We start from the raw sequence: 16,038 nt of genomic DNA, 5'->3' as shown, positions 1-16,038 counted from the left end.
GCTCCCTTAGTGCTGGTTTTTCGGGCCGCTGAGCCGTACAAACGCCCTGCCCGCGCTGTCGAAAAGATAACAGTGTTCCGGTGGGAGTTTCAGGCCCAGATGGTGCTCCGGCCGTATCTCCAGCCTCTCAGTATGGCGCATGACCAGCGGTTCTGCGCCATAACCGCCGTTAACGTAAATCAGGGTCTCATTGCCCATGTGCTCGACAAACAGCACCTCGCCTTCCACATCCGCTTTGGCAAGCGTCATGATCTCCACATGCTCCGGGCGAATGCCAAGCTGCACCGCGTCGCCCTCGTGCCCCGCCGCCTGCACCGGCAGCGTCAGGCGCAGGCCGTTCTCCAGCTCCACTTCGCAGGCGTGTTCCATAATGCGCAGTATTTTGCCGGGAATGAGGTTCATCTTCGGCGAGCCGATAAACTGCGCCACAAAGACATTGGCGGGTGAGTCGTAAAGCGCAAGCGGCGTGCCGACCTGTTCAATCTGGCCCTGGTTGAGCACCACAATGCGATCGGCAAGCGTCATGGCCTCCACCTGATCGTGCGTGACGTACAAAATGGTGGCGTGAATGCGCTTATGCAGCGCGGCAATCTCCATGCGCATCTGCACGCGCAGCGAGGCGTCGAGATTCGAGAGCGGCTCGTCGAAGAGAAACAGGCTCGGCTCACGCACAATCGCCCGGCCTATCGCCACGCGCTGGCGCTGGCCGCCGGAGAGATCTTTCGGGCGGCGATCCAGCAGATGCTCCAGCTGTAGAATCCGCGCGCTCTCGCGCACCCGTTCGTCGATAGCCTTTTCAGGCACTTTCGCCATTTCGAGCGCGAAGGCCATATTCTGGTACACGGTCATATGCGGGTAGAGCGCGTAAGACTGGAACACCATGCCGATGCCGCGCTCCGAGGGCGAGTCGTCGTTCACCCGCAGATCGTCGATATACATATCGCCGTCGGTTATCTCCTCAAGCCCTGCGACAAGGCGCAGGAGCGTCGACTTGCCGCAGCCGGACGGGCCGACCACCACCACAAACTCCCCGCTGTTGATCTGCAAATCGAGCGGCTTTATCACCTCGGCATGGGAGCCGTAGCGTTTCTGCACTTTTTCTAACCGGAGTTGCGCCATGATTTACCCCTTAATCGCCCCGCTGGTGAGCCCGCTGACGATGCGTTTCTGGAAGATAAGTACCAGCACAATAATGGGCAGCGTCACCACCACCGACGCGGCCATAATGCTTCCCCACGGCAGCTCATAGCTCGACGCGCCGCTGAACATGCTGATGGCGACCGGCACGGTGCGCTTGTCGCCGGAGATAATAAACGTCAGCGCGAACATGAATTCATTCCAGGCGCCAATAAACGCCAGCAGCCCGGTTGTGACCAGCGCGGGCGCCAGTACCGGCGCGAACACGCGGCGAATAATGGTGCCGGTTGTCGCGCCATCGACGATAGCGGCCTCTTCAAGCTCCACTGGAATTGACTTCATAAAGGTCGTCAGCACCCAGACGGTGAAGGGCAGCGAAAACGTCGTGTAGGAGATAACCAGCGCGCCGAGCGAATCATACAGCCCGAGGAAGCGCACCAGTTCGAACATGCCGGTCAGCACCGCCACCTGTGGAAACATCGAGACGCACAGGATAGTGAACAGCAGCACGCGACGCCCGCGAAACGGCACGCGCGCCAGCGCGAACGCGGCGGTCACCGACACCAGCAGACAGAGCCCCACCGTCACCACCGCCACCAGCACGGAATTAAGCAGGCTGCGGGCGATGCCATTATCCACCAGTGCGACCACATAGTTATCCCAGTGCCAGCCGGTCGGGAAATAGGACGGGGTAAACAGCTCCTGGCCTGCGCGCAGCGAAGTGATAATGGCGTAGTAGAAGGGAAAAACGCAGAACAGACAGGCCATCAGCGCGCCGATAAAAATCACCGCTTTATGCCCCGCCCTGCGCTGCCAGCGCGTGATTTTCATCAGCTCTTCTCCTTGTCGTTTAAGCGCGCGACGCGGATAAAGCAGGCCGCGATGCCCGCCACCATCATAAACACCAGCACCGATGCCGCAGAGCCCATACCCATATCCTGATAGGAAACAATCTGCTCGCGGGCATAGCCGGAAATCGACATCGTCGCCTCGCTGTTCGAGGTCAGCACGTAGATGAGGTCAAAAATGCGCATCGAATCCATCACGCGGAAAATCAGCGCTACCACCAGAGCGGGCATAATGAGCGGCAGCGTAATGCGCTTAAAGCGCTGCCACGGGCTCGCACCGTCCACTTTCGCCGCCTCGTAGAGATCGCCCGGAATCAACTGTAGCGCCGCCAGCAACATCAGCGCCATAAACGGCGTGGTTTTCCAGACATCGGCGATCACCACCGCCCACATGGAGAGCGATGGCTCGGCAATCCAGGCGAGGTGCGACGGCAGGCCGATTTTGCCGAGCAGATCGTTTACCACGCCATACTGATCGTGGAACATCCAGCCCCACATTTTGGCGCTGACGATAGTCGGGATCGCCCACGGAATGAGAATAGCGGTGCGCACCAGCCCCTGACCGCGAAATTTCTCGTTCATTAGCAGGGCCAGCAGCATGCCGAGCAGCAGCTCCAGCGCCACCGAGGTGAAGGTAAACCACAGCGTGTTGCCCACCGCCTGCCACCAGAGCGGGTCGCTCAGCACGCCGATGCTGACGCCATCCTGACGCGCAAAATAGTTAGCGACGCCGACCATCTGGTATTCCTGCGGCGCGTCGAGCATGGCGTTGGTGAAGCTGAACCAGATAGTGCGGGCAAGCGGCCAGCCCGCCGCCAGCGCCAGCAGGAGCAGCGAGGGCAGCACCAGCCCCCACGCCACGCGGCGGCGGCGCTGATGCCAGGAGACCTTGTGCCGCCGGGCTGCCGGCGGCTGCGTAAGGCTATCGGATTTCATAAGCGCTCCGTTAAGCATGTTGACGGATACCATCATGTTGCCGCGCCCCCCGGCGGGCGAGCCTCGGGGTTAGCGCCGCACGGCGGGTGCGCGCTGCTTACCCACCCTACAAAAACAGCGTGTCGCACGTCATTGGTAGGGCGGGTAACCGTAGCGCCCCCGCCATCTACACCTCGCCCCACAGGCCCCTTACCGCCAGCCGGTTCCCTTCGCGCGGGTCAACCGTTTTTGCAGGTCTGCTGTCGCTTTCTTGCCGTCCTCTTTGCCGTTCAACACGCTAAACGTCACGTTAAATACCGCGTTCGACACCCGCGGATATTGCGCTTTCGCCACCGTCGCCGGGCGCGGCACCGCCTGAGCGAAGATATCGCGGAACTGGGTCAGCTCCGGGGCCAGCGCCAGCACGTCTTTGTTCTCATACAGCGCAACGCGGGTTGGCGCGTGGCCGAGGATTTTCAGACGGGTAATTTGCGAATCGTCATCGCTTAAGATTTTCAGCAGCGCGATCGCGGCTTGCGGGTTTTTGGTATTGGCGTTAATCGACCATTGCCAGCCGCCGAGCGTCGTCGCCTGACGCCCCTCCGGCCCGGCAGGCAGTTGCATCACGCCCACCTTGCCTTTCAGCGGGCTGTCATCCGCCTGCGACAGCTGCCAGACGTAAGGCCAGTTGCGCATAAACAGCGCGTCGCCGTTCTGGAACACGGTGCGCGACTCCTCTTCTTTGTAGCCCAGCACGCCCTTCGGCGTTATCTTGCCCATCCAGCCCCGCGCCATATCCAGCGCCTGCGCCGCTTTCGGGTTATTGATGGTCACGTTCCCTTTTTCGTCGATAAACGTGCCGCCGCCGTAAGAATCAATCCACTCCAGCGCGTTACAGGTCAGCCCTTCATAGGATTTGCCCTGGAAGATATAGCCCCAGAAATTTTTACGCCCCGCCTTACGCTCTTCCGCCTGGATTTTGGTGGCGATACGCGTCATCTCTTCCCAGGTTTTCGGCGGCTGCTCGTGGTATTTCTCCAGCAAATCTTTGCGGTAGAACAGCACGCCGGTGTCGATATATGACGGCACCGCTTTCAGACGCCCGTTCACGGTGTTGTTCTTCCAGGGCCCCGGGAAAAATTCTTTTTCCATGCCGCCCATGGCGTCGGTGAGATCGAGCGTCTGCTTATCCAGCAGGCCAATCCAGATGGTATCGGACTGAAACACATCCACCGCTTTTTCATCTTTGGCGGCGAACAGCTGTTGCAGCAGCGCCAGCTTTTCATCGGAAGCGGCCGGGAATTCGATAAATTCGAGCTGGTTACCGGTCTGCTTCTCAAAGCGTTCTTTGATGTACTGGCAGTACTGCTTGCCGCCTGGCGAGACGGGACATTCCATGCGCAGGGTATCGGCAAATGCGAAATGGCTGGTGCCCGCCAGCGCAACGGTCAGAAACGTGAAGGTGAGCTTTTTCATGATGTCCTCTTATGCACTGATGGGGTCCGGCGGCGTTGCGCCGCCGTATACAGCGCGATGTACGGCAAATCATCACGATCCTAAGCTAGTTAACGGCAAGCCAAATCGACAACTTCGCGGCCACTTCACGACAAAAAAGCTCGATATAGCCAACAAATCTGGCGATTTGCTGAAAAAAGTGCCTTGTAAAATTTGACAGATTCGCGAGGCGATATATGCGGAGGAAGACGAAAAGCCCGCCTCACGCGGGAGTTTGACGGTGATCTCAAAATGTTAATAAATATGACAACCCCTGTTTACAACCCTCCGCATGTTACCAGTATCATGTTACCGGTATCAGTGAGAAAACCGCCGACCAGGCTACGGTTTCACTGTACCCATGTTGAGGACAATAACGATGACAGAAACCACTTATGCTTATGGCGCTGGTACGCTGCTGGGCATTGCCGCCTGCGCCGTCGTGCTGCTGCTGGTACTTATCATGCGCTTTAAAGTGCATGCTTTTCTTGCTCTTACCCTGGTCAGTATTGTTGTGGCGCTGTTGACCAAAGTGCCGTTTGATAAAGTCGTGCCGACGCTGCTGACCGGTTTCGGCAGTACGCTTGCAGGCGTCGCGCTGCTGGTGGGAATTGGCGCGATGATAGGTCGCCTGCTGGAAGTGTCAGGCGGCGCAAAAGTCCTTGCCGACACGCTGATTAATAAATTCGGCGAACACCGCGCGCCGTTCGCGCTGGGCGTCGCCTCGCTGCTGTTCGGCTTCCCTATCTTCTTCGACGCCGGTCTGGTGGTGATGCTGCCTATCATCTTCAGCGTGGCGAAACGCTTTGGCGGCTCGACGCTGAAATACGCCTTCCCGGCGGCAGGCGCGTTTGCGGCCATGCATGCGCTGGTGCCGCCGCATCCGGGCCCGGTCGCCGCCAGCGAACTGCTGGGCGCCAATATTGGCCTGCTGGTGATCGTGGGTCTGATTATCGCGATCCCCACCTGGTATTTCGGCGGCTATCTGTACGGTCAGTACGCCGGTAAGAAATTCGATATCAAACTGCCCTCGTCTTTCCTTGGCGAAGTGGAAGCGGACCCGACACATCGCCCGCCGTCCTTCGGCATGGTACTGACCATTCTGCTGCTGCCGCTGATGCTTATCTTCCTCGATACGGGCCTTAACACCGCCAAAGTGCTGGGCTGGGTCAGCGCCGATAACAGCGTGGTGAATTTCCTGCGTATGCTCGGCAAAACCCCGGTTGCGCTGCTCATCACCGTGTTTTTCGCGCTGATGGTGTTTAGCCGCAACCACAGCCGTCAGCACCTGGAGAAAATCTGCGACGGCGCGCTCGGGCCTATCTGCGGGATTATTCTCGTGACAGGCGCGGGCGGCATGTTCGGCGGCGTACTGCGCGCCAGCGGCATCGGCGACGCGCTGGCGGGCGTGCTCTCGGACACCGGCATGCCGGTTATCCTGGCGGCATTTGTTATCGCTACCGCGCTGCGCGTGGCGCAGGGCTCGGCCACGGTCGCGCTCACCACCACCGCCGCGCTGGTCGCGCCGATGGTGCAGGCGACGCCGGGCTTAAGCCAGTTCGACCTCTGCTTTATCGTTATCGCTATCGCGGGCGGCGCGACCGTGCTCTCGCACGTTAACGACTCCGGCTTCTGGCTGGTGGGCCGTTTCCTTGAGATGGACGAGAAAACGACGCTGAAAACCTGGACCGTGATGGAAACCCTGCTGGGCACTATCGCCTTCCTGCTGGCGGCGGTGGGGAGCATCCTGCTTTAAGCCCCGTTTCGTGACCCAGGTCACTTCAAACGGCGCGCAAGGCTGAGTATCATCCCCTGACGCGGACCCTCATCGTTTTGACGGTGAGGGTTTTTCTTTGGACGCTTGTTAGCGGCGAAACGCCGCCTGATTCAACGACATGGAGTGAGAAATGTCCCGACCTGCCCTTATCATCAACGAACTCGATGCCGAACGTCTCGATAGCCTGCTGGAGCAGCCCGCGTTCGCGCGCCTGCCGGTCGCCGACGCGCTGAACGATGAGCTGGATCGCGCCCGGATGGTCAGCCCGCAGGCGATGCCGCAGGATGTGGTGACGATGAACAGCCGGGTGAAATTCCGCGATCTGGCGAGCGGGGAAACGTACGAGCGCCAGTTGGTCTACCCGCAGCTCGCGGGCAGCAGCGATGAAGCGCTGTCGGTAATGGCCCCGGTCGGCGCGGCGCTGCTGGGGCTGCGCGTAGGCGACGCCATCCGCTGGCCACTGCCGGACGGCAGCGAAACCCATATCGAAGTGCTGGAACTGCTTTACCAGCCGGAAGCGGCGGGCGAATACCATCGCTAAGCCCGCTGTGCGGCAAAAAATAAGAGGATGCTGCGGCATCCTCTTTCTGTTTATGCGCCCGTTCTACGGCTGCAACGGCGCATTCATCAGCGCAGTGACTTTATCGCGCGCCGCCTCCGGCGTCGCCGCTCCCGGCACCAGAATCACCTTGCGGCACTCCTCTTCGCGCTTCTCGAAAATCTTGTAGCCGCGCGCGGCGTCTTCCAGCGGCAGATAGTGCGTCACGATCTCCTCCGGCGTCAGCAGCCCCTGCTCGATAAGCGGCAGCAGCTCCGGCAGGAACGCGTGCACATGCGTTTGGCCCATTTTAAAGCTGATGCCCTTATCAAACGCATCGCCAAAGAGGAAGCCGTGAATAAAGCCCGCGTAAACGCCCGGCACGCTCACCACGCCACCGCGACGCACCGCCGCGATGCACTGACGCAGCGCTTTGCCGCTGCTGCCTTCGATTTTGAGATTCGACAGCACGGTTTCGGTAAGGCTGCCTTTGGCCTCGAAGCCGACCGCATCGATGACCGCGTCCACGCCGCGGTTGCCCGGCGTGTTTTCGATAATAAACGCCGCCGGATCGTCGTTGTCATCGAAGTTAATCGGGATAACCCCGTAACGTTCTTTAGCGAAGGCGAGCCGATAGTCGTTATGATCGACCATAAAAATCTGCTCGGCGCCCATCAGCCGCGCGCAGGCCGCGCTCAGAAGCCCCACCGGTCCCGCGCCGTAAATCGCTACCTGAGAGCCCTTCTGCACCTGGCCGTTTTTCACCGCCTGCCAGGCGGTCGGCAGGATGTCGGAAAGAAACAGCGCTTTGTCATCGGAGAGTACCGGCGGCACCTTGAACGGCCCGACGTTCCCCTTCGGCACGCGGACATACTCCGCCTGCCCGCCCGGAATGCCGCCGTAGAGGTGGCTGTAGCCGAACAGCGCCGCGGGTGCCGGGATCTGCTTTTTATTCAACGCCGCGCCGGTGCCTTTGTTGGTGGTTTCACAGGCGGAATATTGCTGCAGCTTGCAGAAAAAACACTCCCCGCAGGCGATAACGAACGGGATCACCACGCGGTCGCCTTTGCGAATATCTTTTACCGCGCTGCCGGTTTCCACCACTTCCCCCATAAATTCATGGCCGAAAATGTCGCCGTGATGCACCTGCGGGATTTTGCCGCGATAGAGGTGTAAGTCGGAACCGCAAATCGCAGTGGCCGTGACGCGCAGAATAATGTCGTCCTGCGCCTCAATAATCGGGTCCGGGACATTCTCAACTTTAACGTTATGCGGCCCGTGGTAGGTTAACGCCTTCATTACGACCTCCTGGCAGAGAGTAAAAAGAGACAGGTTCCAGTGCGAATGTTCATCTGGTCTACACCAAGGGTAGACCGGATGGGCCATCAGCCTCGCGATAAGCCTTAAGCCGGGCGGCTTTGAGAGTTTTCCTGGCTAACGATGCTGCGTAAAAAAGGACAAATTTGTCGGGCGTATAAAATTATCCGTGCTGAAATTGTGGTTTTATGCAGGCGTTGATAACCGCTAACGGAGGAGTGACGATGTACAACACTATTCTGATGCCTGTTGATGTATTTGAAATGGAACTGAGCGACAAAGCGATTGCCCACGCGGAGTTTCTGGCTCAGCAGTCAGGGATTATTCATCTGCTGCATGTTTTGCCGGGCTCGGCCAACCTGAGCCTCCACCGCTTCGCCGCCGATATCCGCCGGTTTGAAGAGCATCTCGAAGCCGAGGCGAACGCGCGTCTGCAAACCCTGAAGCACCATTTCACCCTGCCGGAAGACCGCCTGCACAGCCATATCCGGTTCGGCAGCGTGCGCGATGAAGTCAACGCGATGGCGAAAGAGCTAAGCGCCGACGTGGTAGTGATCGGCTCGCGCGATCCGTCAATCAGCACCCACCTGTTAGGCTCAAACGCTTCAAGCGTCGTGCGGCACGCCCATGTGCCGGTTTTTGTGGTGCGATAACGTCAGTCGCATAAATTGCGGGTGATCTGGGCATAAATGGCGGGTGCGCTGGCACTCAGCATTACGGTTGCAAACGTTGTAGGGCAGGTAAGCAACGCGCGCCCGCCAGTGACTACACCGCTGCCCACCCAATCCGCCAATAAAAAAGCCGCCCTTGTGGGCGGCTTTTGCGCAGGTGTCTTACTTTCTTATTCTTACGCGGTTTTGGTGCGAATCAGATAATCAAAGGCGCTCAGCGACGCTTTCGCGCCTTCGCCGGTGGCGATGATAATCTGTTTGTACGGCACGGTGGTGCAGTCGCCGGCCGCGAATACGCCTTTCACGCTGGTTTCGCATTTGGCGTCGATGATAATTTCGCCCATGCGGTTACGCTCGATAGCGCCTTCAAGCCAGGTGGTGTTCGGCAGCAGACCAATCTGCACGAAGATCCCTGCCACTTCCAGATGCTTCACGGAGCCGGTGACGCGATCCTGGTAATCCAGACCGGTCAGCCTCGTGCCGTCGCCTTTCACTTCGGTAGTCATCGCGTTCAGAATGATGTCGACGTTTTTCAGGCTGCGCAGTTTATCCTGCAATACCTGGTCGGCTTTCATGTCAGGTGCGAACTCCAGCAGGGTCACGTGCTCAACGATACCCGCAAGATCAATCGCCGCTTCCACGCCGGAGTTACCGCCGCCGATCACCGCCACGCGTTTGCCTTTAAACAGCGGGCCGTCGCAGTGCGGGCAGTAGGTCACGCCTTTGGTGCGATACTGATCTTCGCCCGGCACGCCCATGTTGCGCCATTTCGCGCCGGTCGCCACGATCACGCTGCGCGCTTTCAGCACCGCGCCGGAGGCGGTTTGGATCTGATGCAGGCCGCCTTCGGTCGCCGCCGGGATAAGCTTCGTCGCGCTCTGGGTGTCGATAACGTCTACATCGTAGTCGTCCACGTGCGCTTTCAGCGCGCCCGCCAGTTTCTGGCCTTCGGTTTTCGGCACGGAGATGTAGTTTTCGATATCCACGGTGTCGAGCACCTGGCCGCCGAAACGCTCACCCATCAGGCCGGTACGAATGCCTTTACGCGCGGAGTATACCGCCGCCGCCGCGCCCGCCGGGCCGGAGCCGACAATCAGCACGTCGTAGGCGTCACGCTGGTTCAGCTCTTCCGCCGCGCGTTTTTCCGCGCCGGTGTCCACTTTCGCCACGATTTCCGCAAGGGTCATACGGCCAGAGCCAAACTCCACGCCGTTCATAAAGACTGCCGGAACACCCATCACATTGCGCTCGGTGATTTCATTCTGGAACACCGCGCCATCAATAGCCGTGTGCTTGATGCGCGGGTTCAGTACCGCCATCAGGTTCAGCGCCTGCACGACATCCGGGCAGTTGTGGCAGGAGAGCGAGTAGTAGGTTTCGAACTCAAAATCGCCATCCAGATCGCGGATCTGCTCAAGCAGCGACTGCGCTTCTTTCGACGGATGACCGCCGGTCCAGAGCAGCGCCAGCACCAGCGAGGTGAACTCGTGGCCGAGCGGCGAACCCGCAAAGCTCGGACCCTGAGTAGAGCCTGGGTTGGTGATTAAAAATGAAGGTTTACGCGCTGCGAGGCTGTTGTCTTCCCGGAAAGAGACTTTGTCAGACAGCTCAGCGATTTCCGTCAGCAGTTCTTTGATCTCTGCTGATTTCGCGCTGTCATCCAGCGTGGCCACTAACTCAACAGGTTTTGTCAGACGCTCAAGATAGGCCTTGAGCTGGGTTTTCATGTTTGTGTCGAGCATAATTTTCTCCTGAGCTTACGCTTCCTCATTTAAGCCGCCTCGAACAGGCCGCGCCGCGTTGCAACTTAAATGAGAGCGCGTAAAAGCGTTTTCAAAAAAACGGGTGCAGAACTGCACCCGTGATAATGCCTGTATTTTTCGAAGGATTTTTGTTGCAGAGCAAGGCGGCGAACTCTTAAGTCCCCGGGAGCTTACAAAAGTAAGTGACCGGGGCGCGAGAGTGATGCCAGCACAGCTATGCAGCAAAAGCCGAAGAAAAATTAGATTTTGCCAACCAGGTCCAGAGACGGCGCCAGAGTCGCATCGCCTTCTTTCCACTTAGCCGGGCAAACTTCGCCTGGGTGGGAAGCAACATACTGCGCCGCTTTGATTTTACGCAGCAGGTCAGACGCGTCGCGGCCGATGCCTTCAGCAGTAATTTCGATAGCCTGGATAATGCCCTGCGGGTCAACGATGAACGTACCGCGGTCAGCCAGACCTTCGTCTTCACGCATGATTTCGAAGTTACGGGTCAGGGCGCCAGTCGGGTCGCCGATCATCGCGTATTTGATTTTCGCGATGGTGTCGGAGCTGCTGTGCCACGCTTTGTGGGTGAAGTGGGTGTCGGTAGAAACGGAGTAAACGTCTACGCCCAGTTTCTGCAGCTCGTCGTGATGGTCAGCCACGTCGCCCAGTTCGGTCGGGCATACGAAGGTAAAGTCAGCCGGATAGAAGAAGAATACGCTCCAGCGGCCTTCCGTGTTTTTCTCGGTAACTTCGATGAACTCACCGTTTTTGAACGCCATGTTTTTGAAAGGTTTGATTTTGGTATTAATCAAGGACATCTATACTTCCTCCGTGTTTTCGATGGGACGTAAGGTATCGAATTTTAGCAACCCGGGCCAATGCGTTTGCGTTATCAAATCAATAAGTGATAGCTAACAACACGTTCGGGACAACCTTATGAACGTTTCACCCCAACGGGCGAAAAATAAAAAAGCCACCTGAACGGGCGGCCTGAGTCGCTGAGATACCCGCAGGTAACGTCAGAGCCAGCGTGCTGGCAAAAGCGCTGCGCCGCAGGTGCGACACAGGCATTCCTGCGATTAGAACACTCTCGTGCTCTAAGGGCAACGCAGGCGAAGATTATTCCCGTCTATGGCTCTGATAGGCATAGCTTAACAAAAGACAACGTGCCATGCGTGTTGACGACGGGTGACTGAACGCCTTGTACCGGCAGGCTTTTCTTACCGTTACGCGCAGGAAAACTATGCGCCCCGTCGCCGCCCCGCTTCTGTGAAGGCGGCTTCGTTTTTCAGATTACGACCCGCCCCGAATGCACAAAAAACATATTCCTTATCTATTATTTACAGAGAATGCATAAACCATAAAAAACCCTTTCGTCTCGTTGCGAGGCTGTCATGGCAAATTTGCAGGATTTGAAAAAGTTCGACCTCAATCTTCTGGTTATCTTTGAATGCATTTATCTGCATCGCAGCGTCAGCAAGGCGGCTGAAGCGCTGTTTCTCACGCCCTCGGCGATAAGCCAGTCGTTGCAGCGCCTGCGCAACCAGCTTAACGACCCGCTGTTTGTCCGCTCCGGCAAAGGCATCACGCCCACCACCGTCGGCACCAACCTGCATCATTATCTCGAAGACAACCTCAATCAGCTTGAGCAGACCATCAACATGATGCAGGGTGCGCCGCTGCGTAAAAACTTCGTGCTCTACTGCCCGCCGTCGCTGGCTGCGGATCATCTGCCGGAGTTAGTGAGCGCGTTTCGCGAGCATTACGATTTCGAGCTGGAGCATTACGACACCACGCTTGCCAGCGAAACCGCAGAAGACTTACTGGCCTATCGCAAGGCGGATTTGATAATCGGCATGACCCCCATCGTCAGCCATTCGGTGATTTGCAAACACTGCTTTAGCGAGGAGACGGTACTGGTGTGCAGCGAGAACCATCCGCGGCTGGGGGAGCGTGCCGACGCGGCCGCGCTGGCGCAGGAGAAATTTACGCTGTTTAACGGCACCGAAGAGGGCCAGAAGCATTTCCATGTGAAGTCTTCCGAGCTTATCGGCGAACGGCAAATCGCGTTTACCAGCAATTCGCCGTCGTCGATCATGGCGGTGATTGGCAAAACCGATTTTGTCGGCATTCTGCCTGCCTCCACCCTGCGCCGCTATCGCTCGGTCTTTCGGTTGCGGCCGGTGGCGCTGAACATCGACCTGCCGCAGATAGACTACTACCTTATCTATAACCGCTCATCGTTAACCAATGCGTCGTTCGTGAGCTTTGTATCGCGCATCGAACAGCACTTTCTGCACGATGTGCCCGCCGCGCTCAAACAGGACGCGGTGTCTCCGGATCAGCCAACCCTATAGCCGCGCCAGCCGCTCCGCCGCGGCGAGCAGCGTCGCCTCCTGTTTGGCGAAGCACAACCGGATGAGTTTGTGCGGGAACGGCGCGTCGCAAAACACTGACAGCGGAATGGCGGCGACGCCCGCCTCGATGGTCAGCCATTCACAGAAGCTGACGTCGTCCAGCGACGAGATGGCGCTGTAATCCGCCAGCAAAAAGTAGGTGCCTTCGCAGGGTAAAATCTTAAGGCGGCTCGCGGCGAGGGCCTCGATAAAGGTGTCGCGCCGCGCCCGGTAAAAGTCGGGCAACGTCAGATAGTGCGACGGCTCGGCGCGCAGCATATCCGCCAGCGCCAGCTGTGCCGGGGTATTGACTGAGAACGTCAGATACTGATGCACTTTGCGGATCTCGGCGCTAAGCGCTGCGGGCGCCACGCAGTACCCCACTTTCCAGCCGGTCATATGATAGGTTTTACCAAACGACGACACCGCTATCGCCCGCTCACGCAGCTGCGGATGCGCCAGCACGCTGGCGTGCCCCTCTTCGGCAAAACAGATGTGCTCATAGACTTCATCGCTCAGCACGTAGATTTCACGCTCCGCAATCGCCGCCCAGAGCGCCGCGAAATCCGCCTTGCGCCAGACCGTCGCGGACGGATTATGCGGCGTATTAAGGATAACCAGCCGGGTCTTTTCGCTTAAATGTTCAGCGAACCGCTGCCAGTCGACGCGAAAGTCAGGCGGCGTCAGCGCGATGCGCTTTAACACACCGCCGCAGAGCGCCACCGCAGGCGCGTAGCTGTCGTAGCTCGGGTCAAAGCAAATCACTTCATCGCCAGGGCGCACCAGCGCGGTGATAGCGGCGTAGAGCGCCTCGGTGGCCCCTGACGTGACGGTCACGTCAAGGCTGGCGTCCGGGCGATGGCCGTAGAGCGCCTCGGTTTTATCGGCAATCGCCTCACGCAGCGCCTGCACGCCGGTCATCGGCGCGTACTGATTTGCGCCCGCCGCGACGTGGTGCGCCAGCCGCTCCTGCAAATAGCGCGGGCCGTCGAAATCGGGGAACCCTTGCGACAGGTTAATCGCCTGGTGTTCCTGCGCCAGCGCGCTCATGCGGGTGAAAATGGTCGTGCCCAGCGCGGGCAGCTTGCTTTCTGGCGTCAAAGGGGAGTGGCTCATCACGGCTGATCCTTTCGCTCGGTCTGTGTTGTTATGGTGTTGTCTTTGTGTTGCCGACACTATAACACGATGCTACTCTCTGGCAATCAAGACGCTTAGACGTCTAAACGCTAACGATATGCCTGCGGGGATGCGATGAGTAAAGAGAGCCAACTGGAGCAACTGGTGGCGGCCTGCCACTGGGTAGGCGCGAAGGGCTGGGCGCCCGCCACCGGCGGCAATATGTCGCTGCGTGAGGACGCACGCTGGTGCTGGCTGAGCGAGTCAGGCAAAGATAAAGGCAGCCTGACGCCGGAGGACTTTTTGCAGGTGGAGATCGCCACCTCGCGCGCGCCATCTGGCCGTAAACCCTCCGCCGAAACCGGCCTGCATACCCTGATTTACCGCCTCTTTCCTGACGCGAATTGCGTGCTGCACGTGCATACCGTTAACGCGACGGTGCTCTCCCGCGTGGAGAAAAGCGACGCGTTGCGCCTTACGGGTTATGAGATGCAGAAATCGCTCGCCGGACAAACCACCCATCTTGATAACGTGCCTGTTGCCATTTTCGATAACGATCAGGATATTGGTGCTCTGGCGGAGCGCATTGCGCAGTATCACCGCCAGTTTCCGCTGCGCTACGGGTTTCTGCTGCGCGGCCACGGGCTGACCTGCTGGGGGGAAGATGTCGTGCAAGCGCGTCGCCATCTGGAGGGGCTCGAATTCCTGTTTGAATGTGAAATGCAGCGACGCCTGCTGGAGAAAGCATGATCCGCGCCATTGTTACCGATATTGAAGGCACCACGACCGATATCCGCTTCGTTCATAACGTTCTGTTTCCGTATGCGCGCGAGCGCCTGGAGCGCTTTATCCGCTCGGGCGAACACCGCGAACCGGTAAATCTGCTGCTCAACGAACTGCGCGGCGAGATCCACCAGCCGGCGGCCTCGGTCGATCAGCTGCTGGAAACCCTCTTCAAATTTATGGATGAAGACAGCAAATCCCCGGCGCTGAAATCCATTCAGGGCCATATCTGGCGCGAAGGCTACGTGAACGGCGACTTCACCGGTCACCTTTACCCGGACGTCGTGCCCGCGATGCGCCGCTGGAGCGATCAGGATATCGATATTTATATCTACTCTTCCGGCTCCGTCCCGGCGCAAAAACTGCTGTTCAGTCACAGTGACGAAGGCGATGTTTCGGGCCTGCTGAGCGGCTTTTTCGACACCCACGTCGGCGCCAAACGTCAGCCGTCGTCGTACCGTAATATCTCCATGAAAACCGGCGTGCCGGTGCATCAGATGCTGTTTCTCTCAGATGTCCGCGAGGAGCTTGACGCCGCGCGCGAGTCGGGCTGGAAAACCATTCAGCTGATTCGCGGCGAGCCGGACCCGCAAAGCACCCACCGCCAGGTTTCCAGTTTCGATGACATCCACCCGGAGCAGATCCCGACATGAGCGCATTGACGATTTTTGCCGATAACGACGCCCGCGAACCGCTGTGGCAGAGCACCGATGCGCAGGCGATTCGCGAACAGCTTAACGCCCAGGGCGTGCGGTTCGAACGCTGGCAGGCCGACCGCGATCTCGGCGATAACCCGACGCCGGAGGCGGTGCTGACCGCCTACCAGCACGCCATTGACCGTCTGGTGGCGGAAAAAGGCTATCAGAGCTGGGATGTGATCAGCATGCGGGCCGATAACCCGCAAAAAGAGGCGATGCGCGGCAAATTTCTCAATGAACATACCCACGGCGAAGACGAAGTGCGGTTTTTCGTTGAAGGCGCAGGGCTGTTTTGCCTGCACATCGGCGATAAGGTCTACCAGGTGTTGTGCGAGAAAAACGATTTAATCTCGGTGCCTGCCGGGACGCCGCACTGGTTTGATATGGGCTCGCAGCCGCATTTTACGGCGATCCGTATTTTCGATAATCCCGAAGGATGGATTGCGAATTTCACCGGCAGCCCGATAGCCGAAGGATACCCACGCCTCGCGTAACCGCGAGGTTTTAAGGGTGGCGCGAGGTGTGGGTGATGAGCGATGTGGCTGGCGGGTGCGCTAACGCTTACCCGCCCTACGATAAAACCCGGCTTCTTTTCCAGGG

15 protein-coding genes are annotated in these 16,038 nt (G+C 58.6%); 7 read left to right on the top strand and 8 right to left on the bottom strand.

Annotated elements, in window-relative coordinates:
• Nucleotides 1-6 precede the first annotated feature (6 nt).
• The 4 genes from AFK67_RS05915 to AFK67_RS05900 form a co-directional block, all read right to left on the bottom strand.
• Entirely contained in the window at nt 7-1,119 is a 1,113-nt protein-coding gene (locus AFK67_RS05915) for an ABC transporter ATP-binding protein (protein WP_007710704.1), read from the bottom strand.
• A 3-nt stretch (nt 1,120-1,122) separates the two neighbouring features.
• A complete protein-coding gene (locus AFK67_RS05910; protein WP_007710706.1) occupies nt 1,123-1,968 on the bottom strand; it encodes a carbohydrate ABC transporter permease in 846 nt (281 codons plus the stop codon).
• Nucleotides 1,968-2,921: a carbohydrate ABC transporter permease gene (locus tag AFK67_RS05905; protein WP_007710708.1), complete on the bottom strand. Its 954-nt coding sequence runs from the start codon at nt 2,919-2,921 to the stop codon at nt 1,968-1,970. The genes AFK67_RS05910 and AFK67_RS05905 overlap by 1 nt, the downstream gene beginning before the upstream one ends.
• 189 nt (nt 2,922-3,110) lie before the next feature.
• On the bottom strand, nt 3,111-4,376 hold the full coding sequence (locus AFK67_RS05900) for an ABC transporter substrate-binding protein (RefSeq protein WP_007710711.1): 1,266 nt from the start codon (nt 4,374-4,376) through the stop codon (nt 3,111-3,113).
• A gap of 397 nt (nt 4,377-4,773) precedes the next feature.
• On the opposite strand from AFK67_RS05900, the gene AFK67_RS05895 reads away from it, so the two are divergent.
• Both AFK67_RS05895 and rnk read left to right on the top strand, forming a co-directional pair.
• The gene (locus tag AFK67_RS05895; RefSeq protein ID WP_007710715.1) at nt 4,774-6,150 is read left to right on the top strand and encodes a GntP family permease; all 1,377 of its coding nucleotides are present in this window, start codon (nt 4,774-4,776) and stop codon (nt 6,148-6,150) included.
• Between the two features lie 151 nt (nt 6,151-6,301).
• A complete protein-coding gene (gene rnk / locus AFK67_RS05890; RefSeq protein ID WP_007710717.1) occupies nt 6,302-6,712 on the top strand; it encodes a nucleoside diphosphate kinase regulator in 411 nt (136 codons plus the stop codon).
• Nucleotides 6,713-6,775: 63 nt separating this feature from the next.
• Here rnk and AFK67_RS05885 read toward each other — a convergent pair whose 3' ends face one another.
• Nucleotides 6,776-8,008, bottom strand: coding sequence for a zinc-dependent alcohol dehydrogenase (locus tag AFK67_RS05885; RefSeq protein WP_007710721.1), 1,233 nt, complete (start codon nt 8,006-8,008; stop codon nt 6,776-6,778).
• 242 nt (nt 8,009-8,250) lie between these two features.
• On the opposite strand from AFK67_RS05885, the gene uspG reads away from it, so the two are divergent.
• Complete coding sequence (gene uspG / locus AFK67_RS05880) at nt 8,251-8,679, top strand: universal stress protein UspG (protein WP_007710729.1); 429 nt, start codon at nt 8,251-8,253, stop codon at nt 8,677-8,679.
• 194 nt (nt 8,680-8,873) lie between these two features.
• Here uspG and ahpF read toward each other — a convergent pair whose 3' ends face one another.
• Nucleotides 8,874-10,439: an alkyl hydroperoxide reductase subunit F gene (ahpF, locus tag AFK67_RS05875; protein ID WP_038884023.1), complete on the bottom strand. Its 1,566-nt coding sequence runs from the start codon at nt 10,437-10,439 to the stop codon at nt 8,874-8,876.
• Nucleotides 10,440-10,699: 260 nt separating this feature from the next.
• On the bottom strand, nt 10,700-11,263 hold the full coding sequence (ahpC, locus tag AFK67_RS05870) for an alkyl hydroperoxide reductase subunit C (protein WP_007732542.1): 564 nt from the start codon (nt 11,261-11,263) through the stop codon (nt 10,700-10,702).
• A gap of 576 nt (nt 11,264-11,839) precedes the next feature.
• Between ahpC and citR the strand changes: the two genes are divergently transcribed.
• Nucleotides 11,840-12,802: a DNA-binding transcriptional repressor CitR gene (gene citR, locus AFK67_RS05865; RefSeq protein ID WP_007732548.1), complete on the top strand. Its 963-nt coding sequence runs from the start codon at nt 11,840-11,842 to the stop codon at nt 12,800-12,802.
• On the opposite strand, the gene AFK67_RS05860 is transcribed toward citR, so the two are convergent.
• On the bottom strand, nt 12,797-13,957 hold the full coding sequence (locus AFK67_RS05860) for a pyridoxal phosphate-dependent aminotransferase (RefSeq protein WP_007732551.1): 1,161 nt from the start codon (nt 13,955-13,957) through the stop codon (nt 12,797-12,799). The genes citR and AFK67_RS05860 overlap by 6 nt on opposite strands.
• Before the next feature lie 135 nt (nt 13,958-14,092).
• Between AFK67_RS05860 and AFK67_RS05855 the strand changes: the two genes are divergently transcribed.
• Genes AFK67_RS05855 through AFK67_RS05845 form a run of 3 tightly spaced genes read left to right on the top strand, consistent with a single transcriptional unit; the run spans nt 14,093 to nt 15,932 of the window.
• On the top strand, nt 14,093-14,707 hold the full coding sequence (locus AFK67_RS05855; protein WP_007732553.1) for a methylthioribulose 1-phosphate dehydratase: 615 nt from the start codon (nt 14,093-14,095) through the stop codon (nt 14,705-14,707).
• Nucleotides 14,704-15,393, top strand: coding sequence for an acireductone synthase (gene mtnC, locus AFK67_RS05850; protein WP_007732555.1), 690 nt, complete (start codon nt 14,704-14,706; stop codon nt 15,391-15,393). The genes AFK67_RS05855 and mtnC overlap by 4 nt, the downstream gene beginning before the upstream one ends.
• Nucleotides 15,390-15,932, top strand: a complete 543-nt coding sequence (locus tag AFK67_RS05845) for a 1,2-dihydroxy-3-keto-5-methylthiopentene dioxygenase (RefSeq protein WP_007732556.1) — start codon at nt 15,390-15,392, stop codon at nt 15,930-15,932. Before mtnC ends, AFK67_RS05845 begins: the two co-directional genes overlap by 4 nt.
• The last annotated feature ends 106 nt before the right edge of the window (nt 15,933-16,038 follow it).

Source organism: Cronobacter dublinensis subsp. dublinensis LMG 23823, assembly GCF_001277235.1.
GTDB lineage: Bacteria > Pseudomonadota > Gammaproteobacteria > Enterobacterales > Enterobacteriaceae > Cronobacter > Cronobacter dublinensis.
Note: the sequence above shows the minus strand (reverse complement) of the source record. Positions and strands in the feature narration are given on the sequence as shown.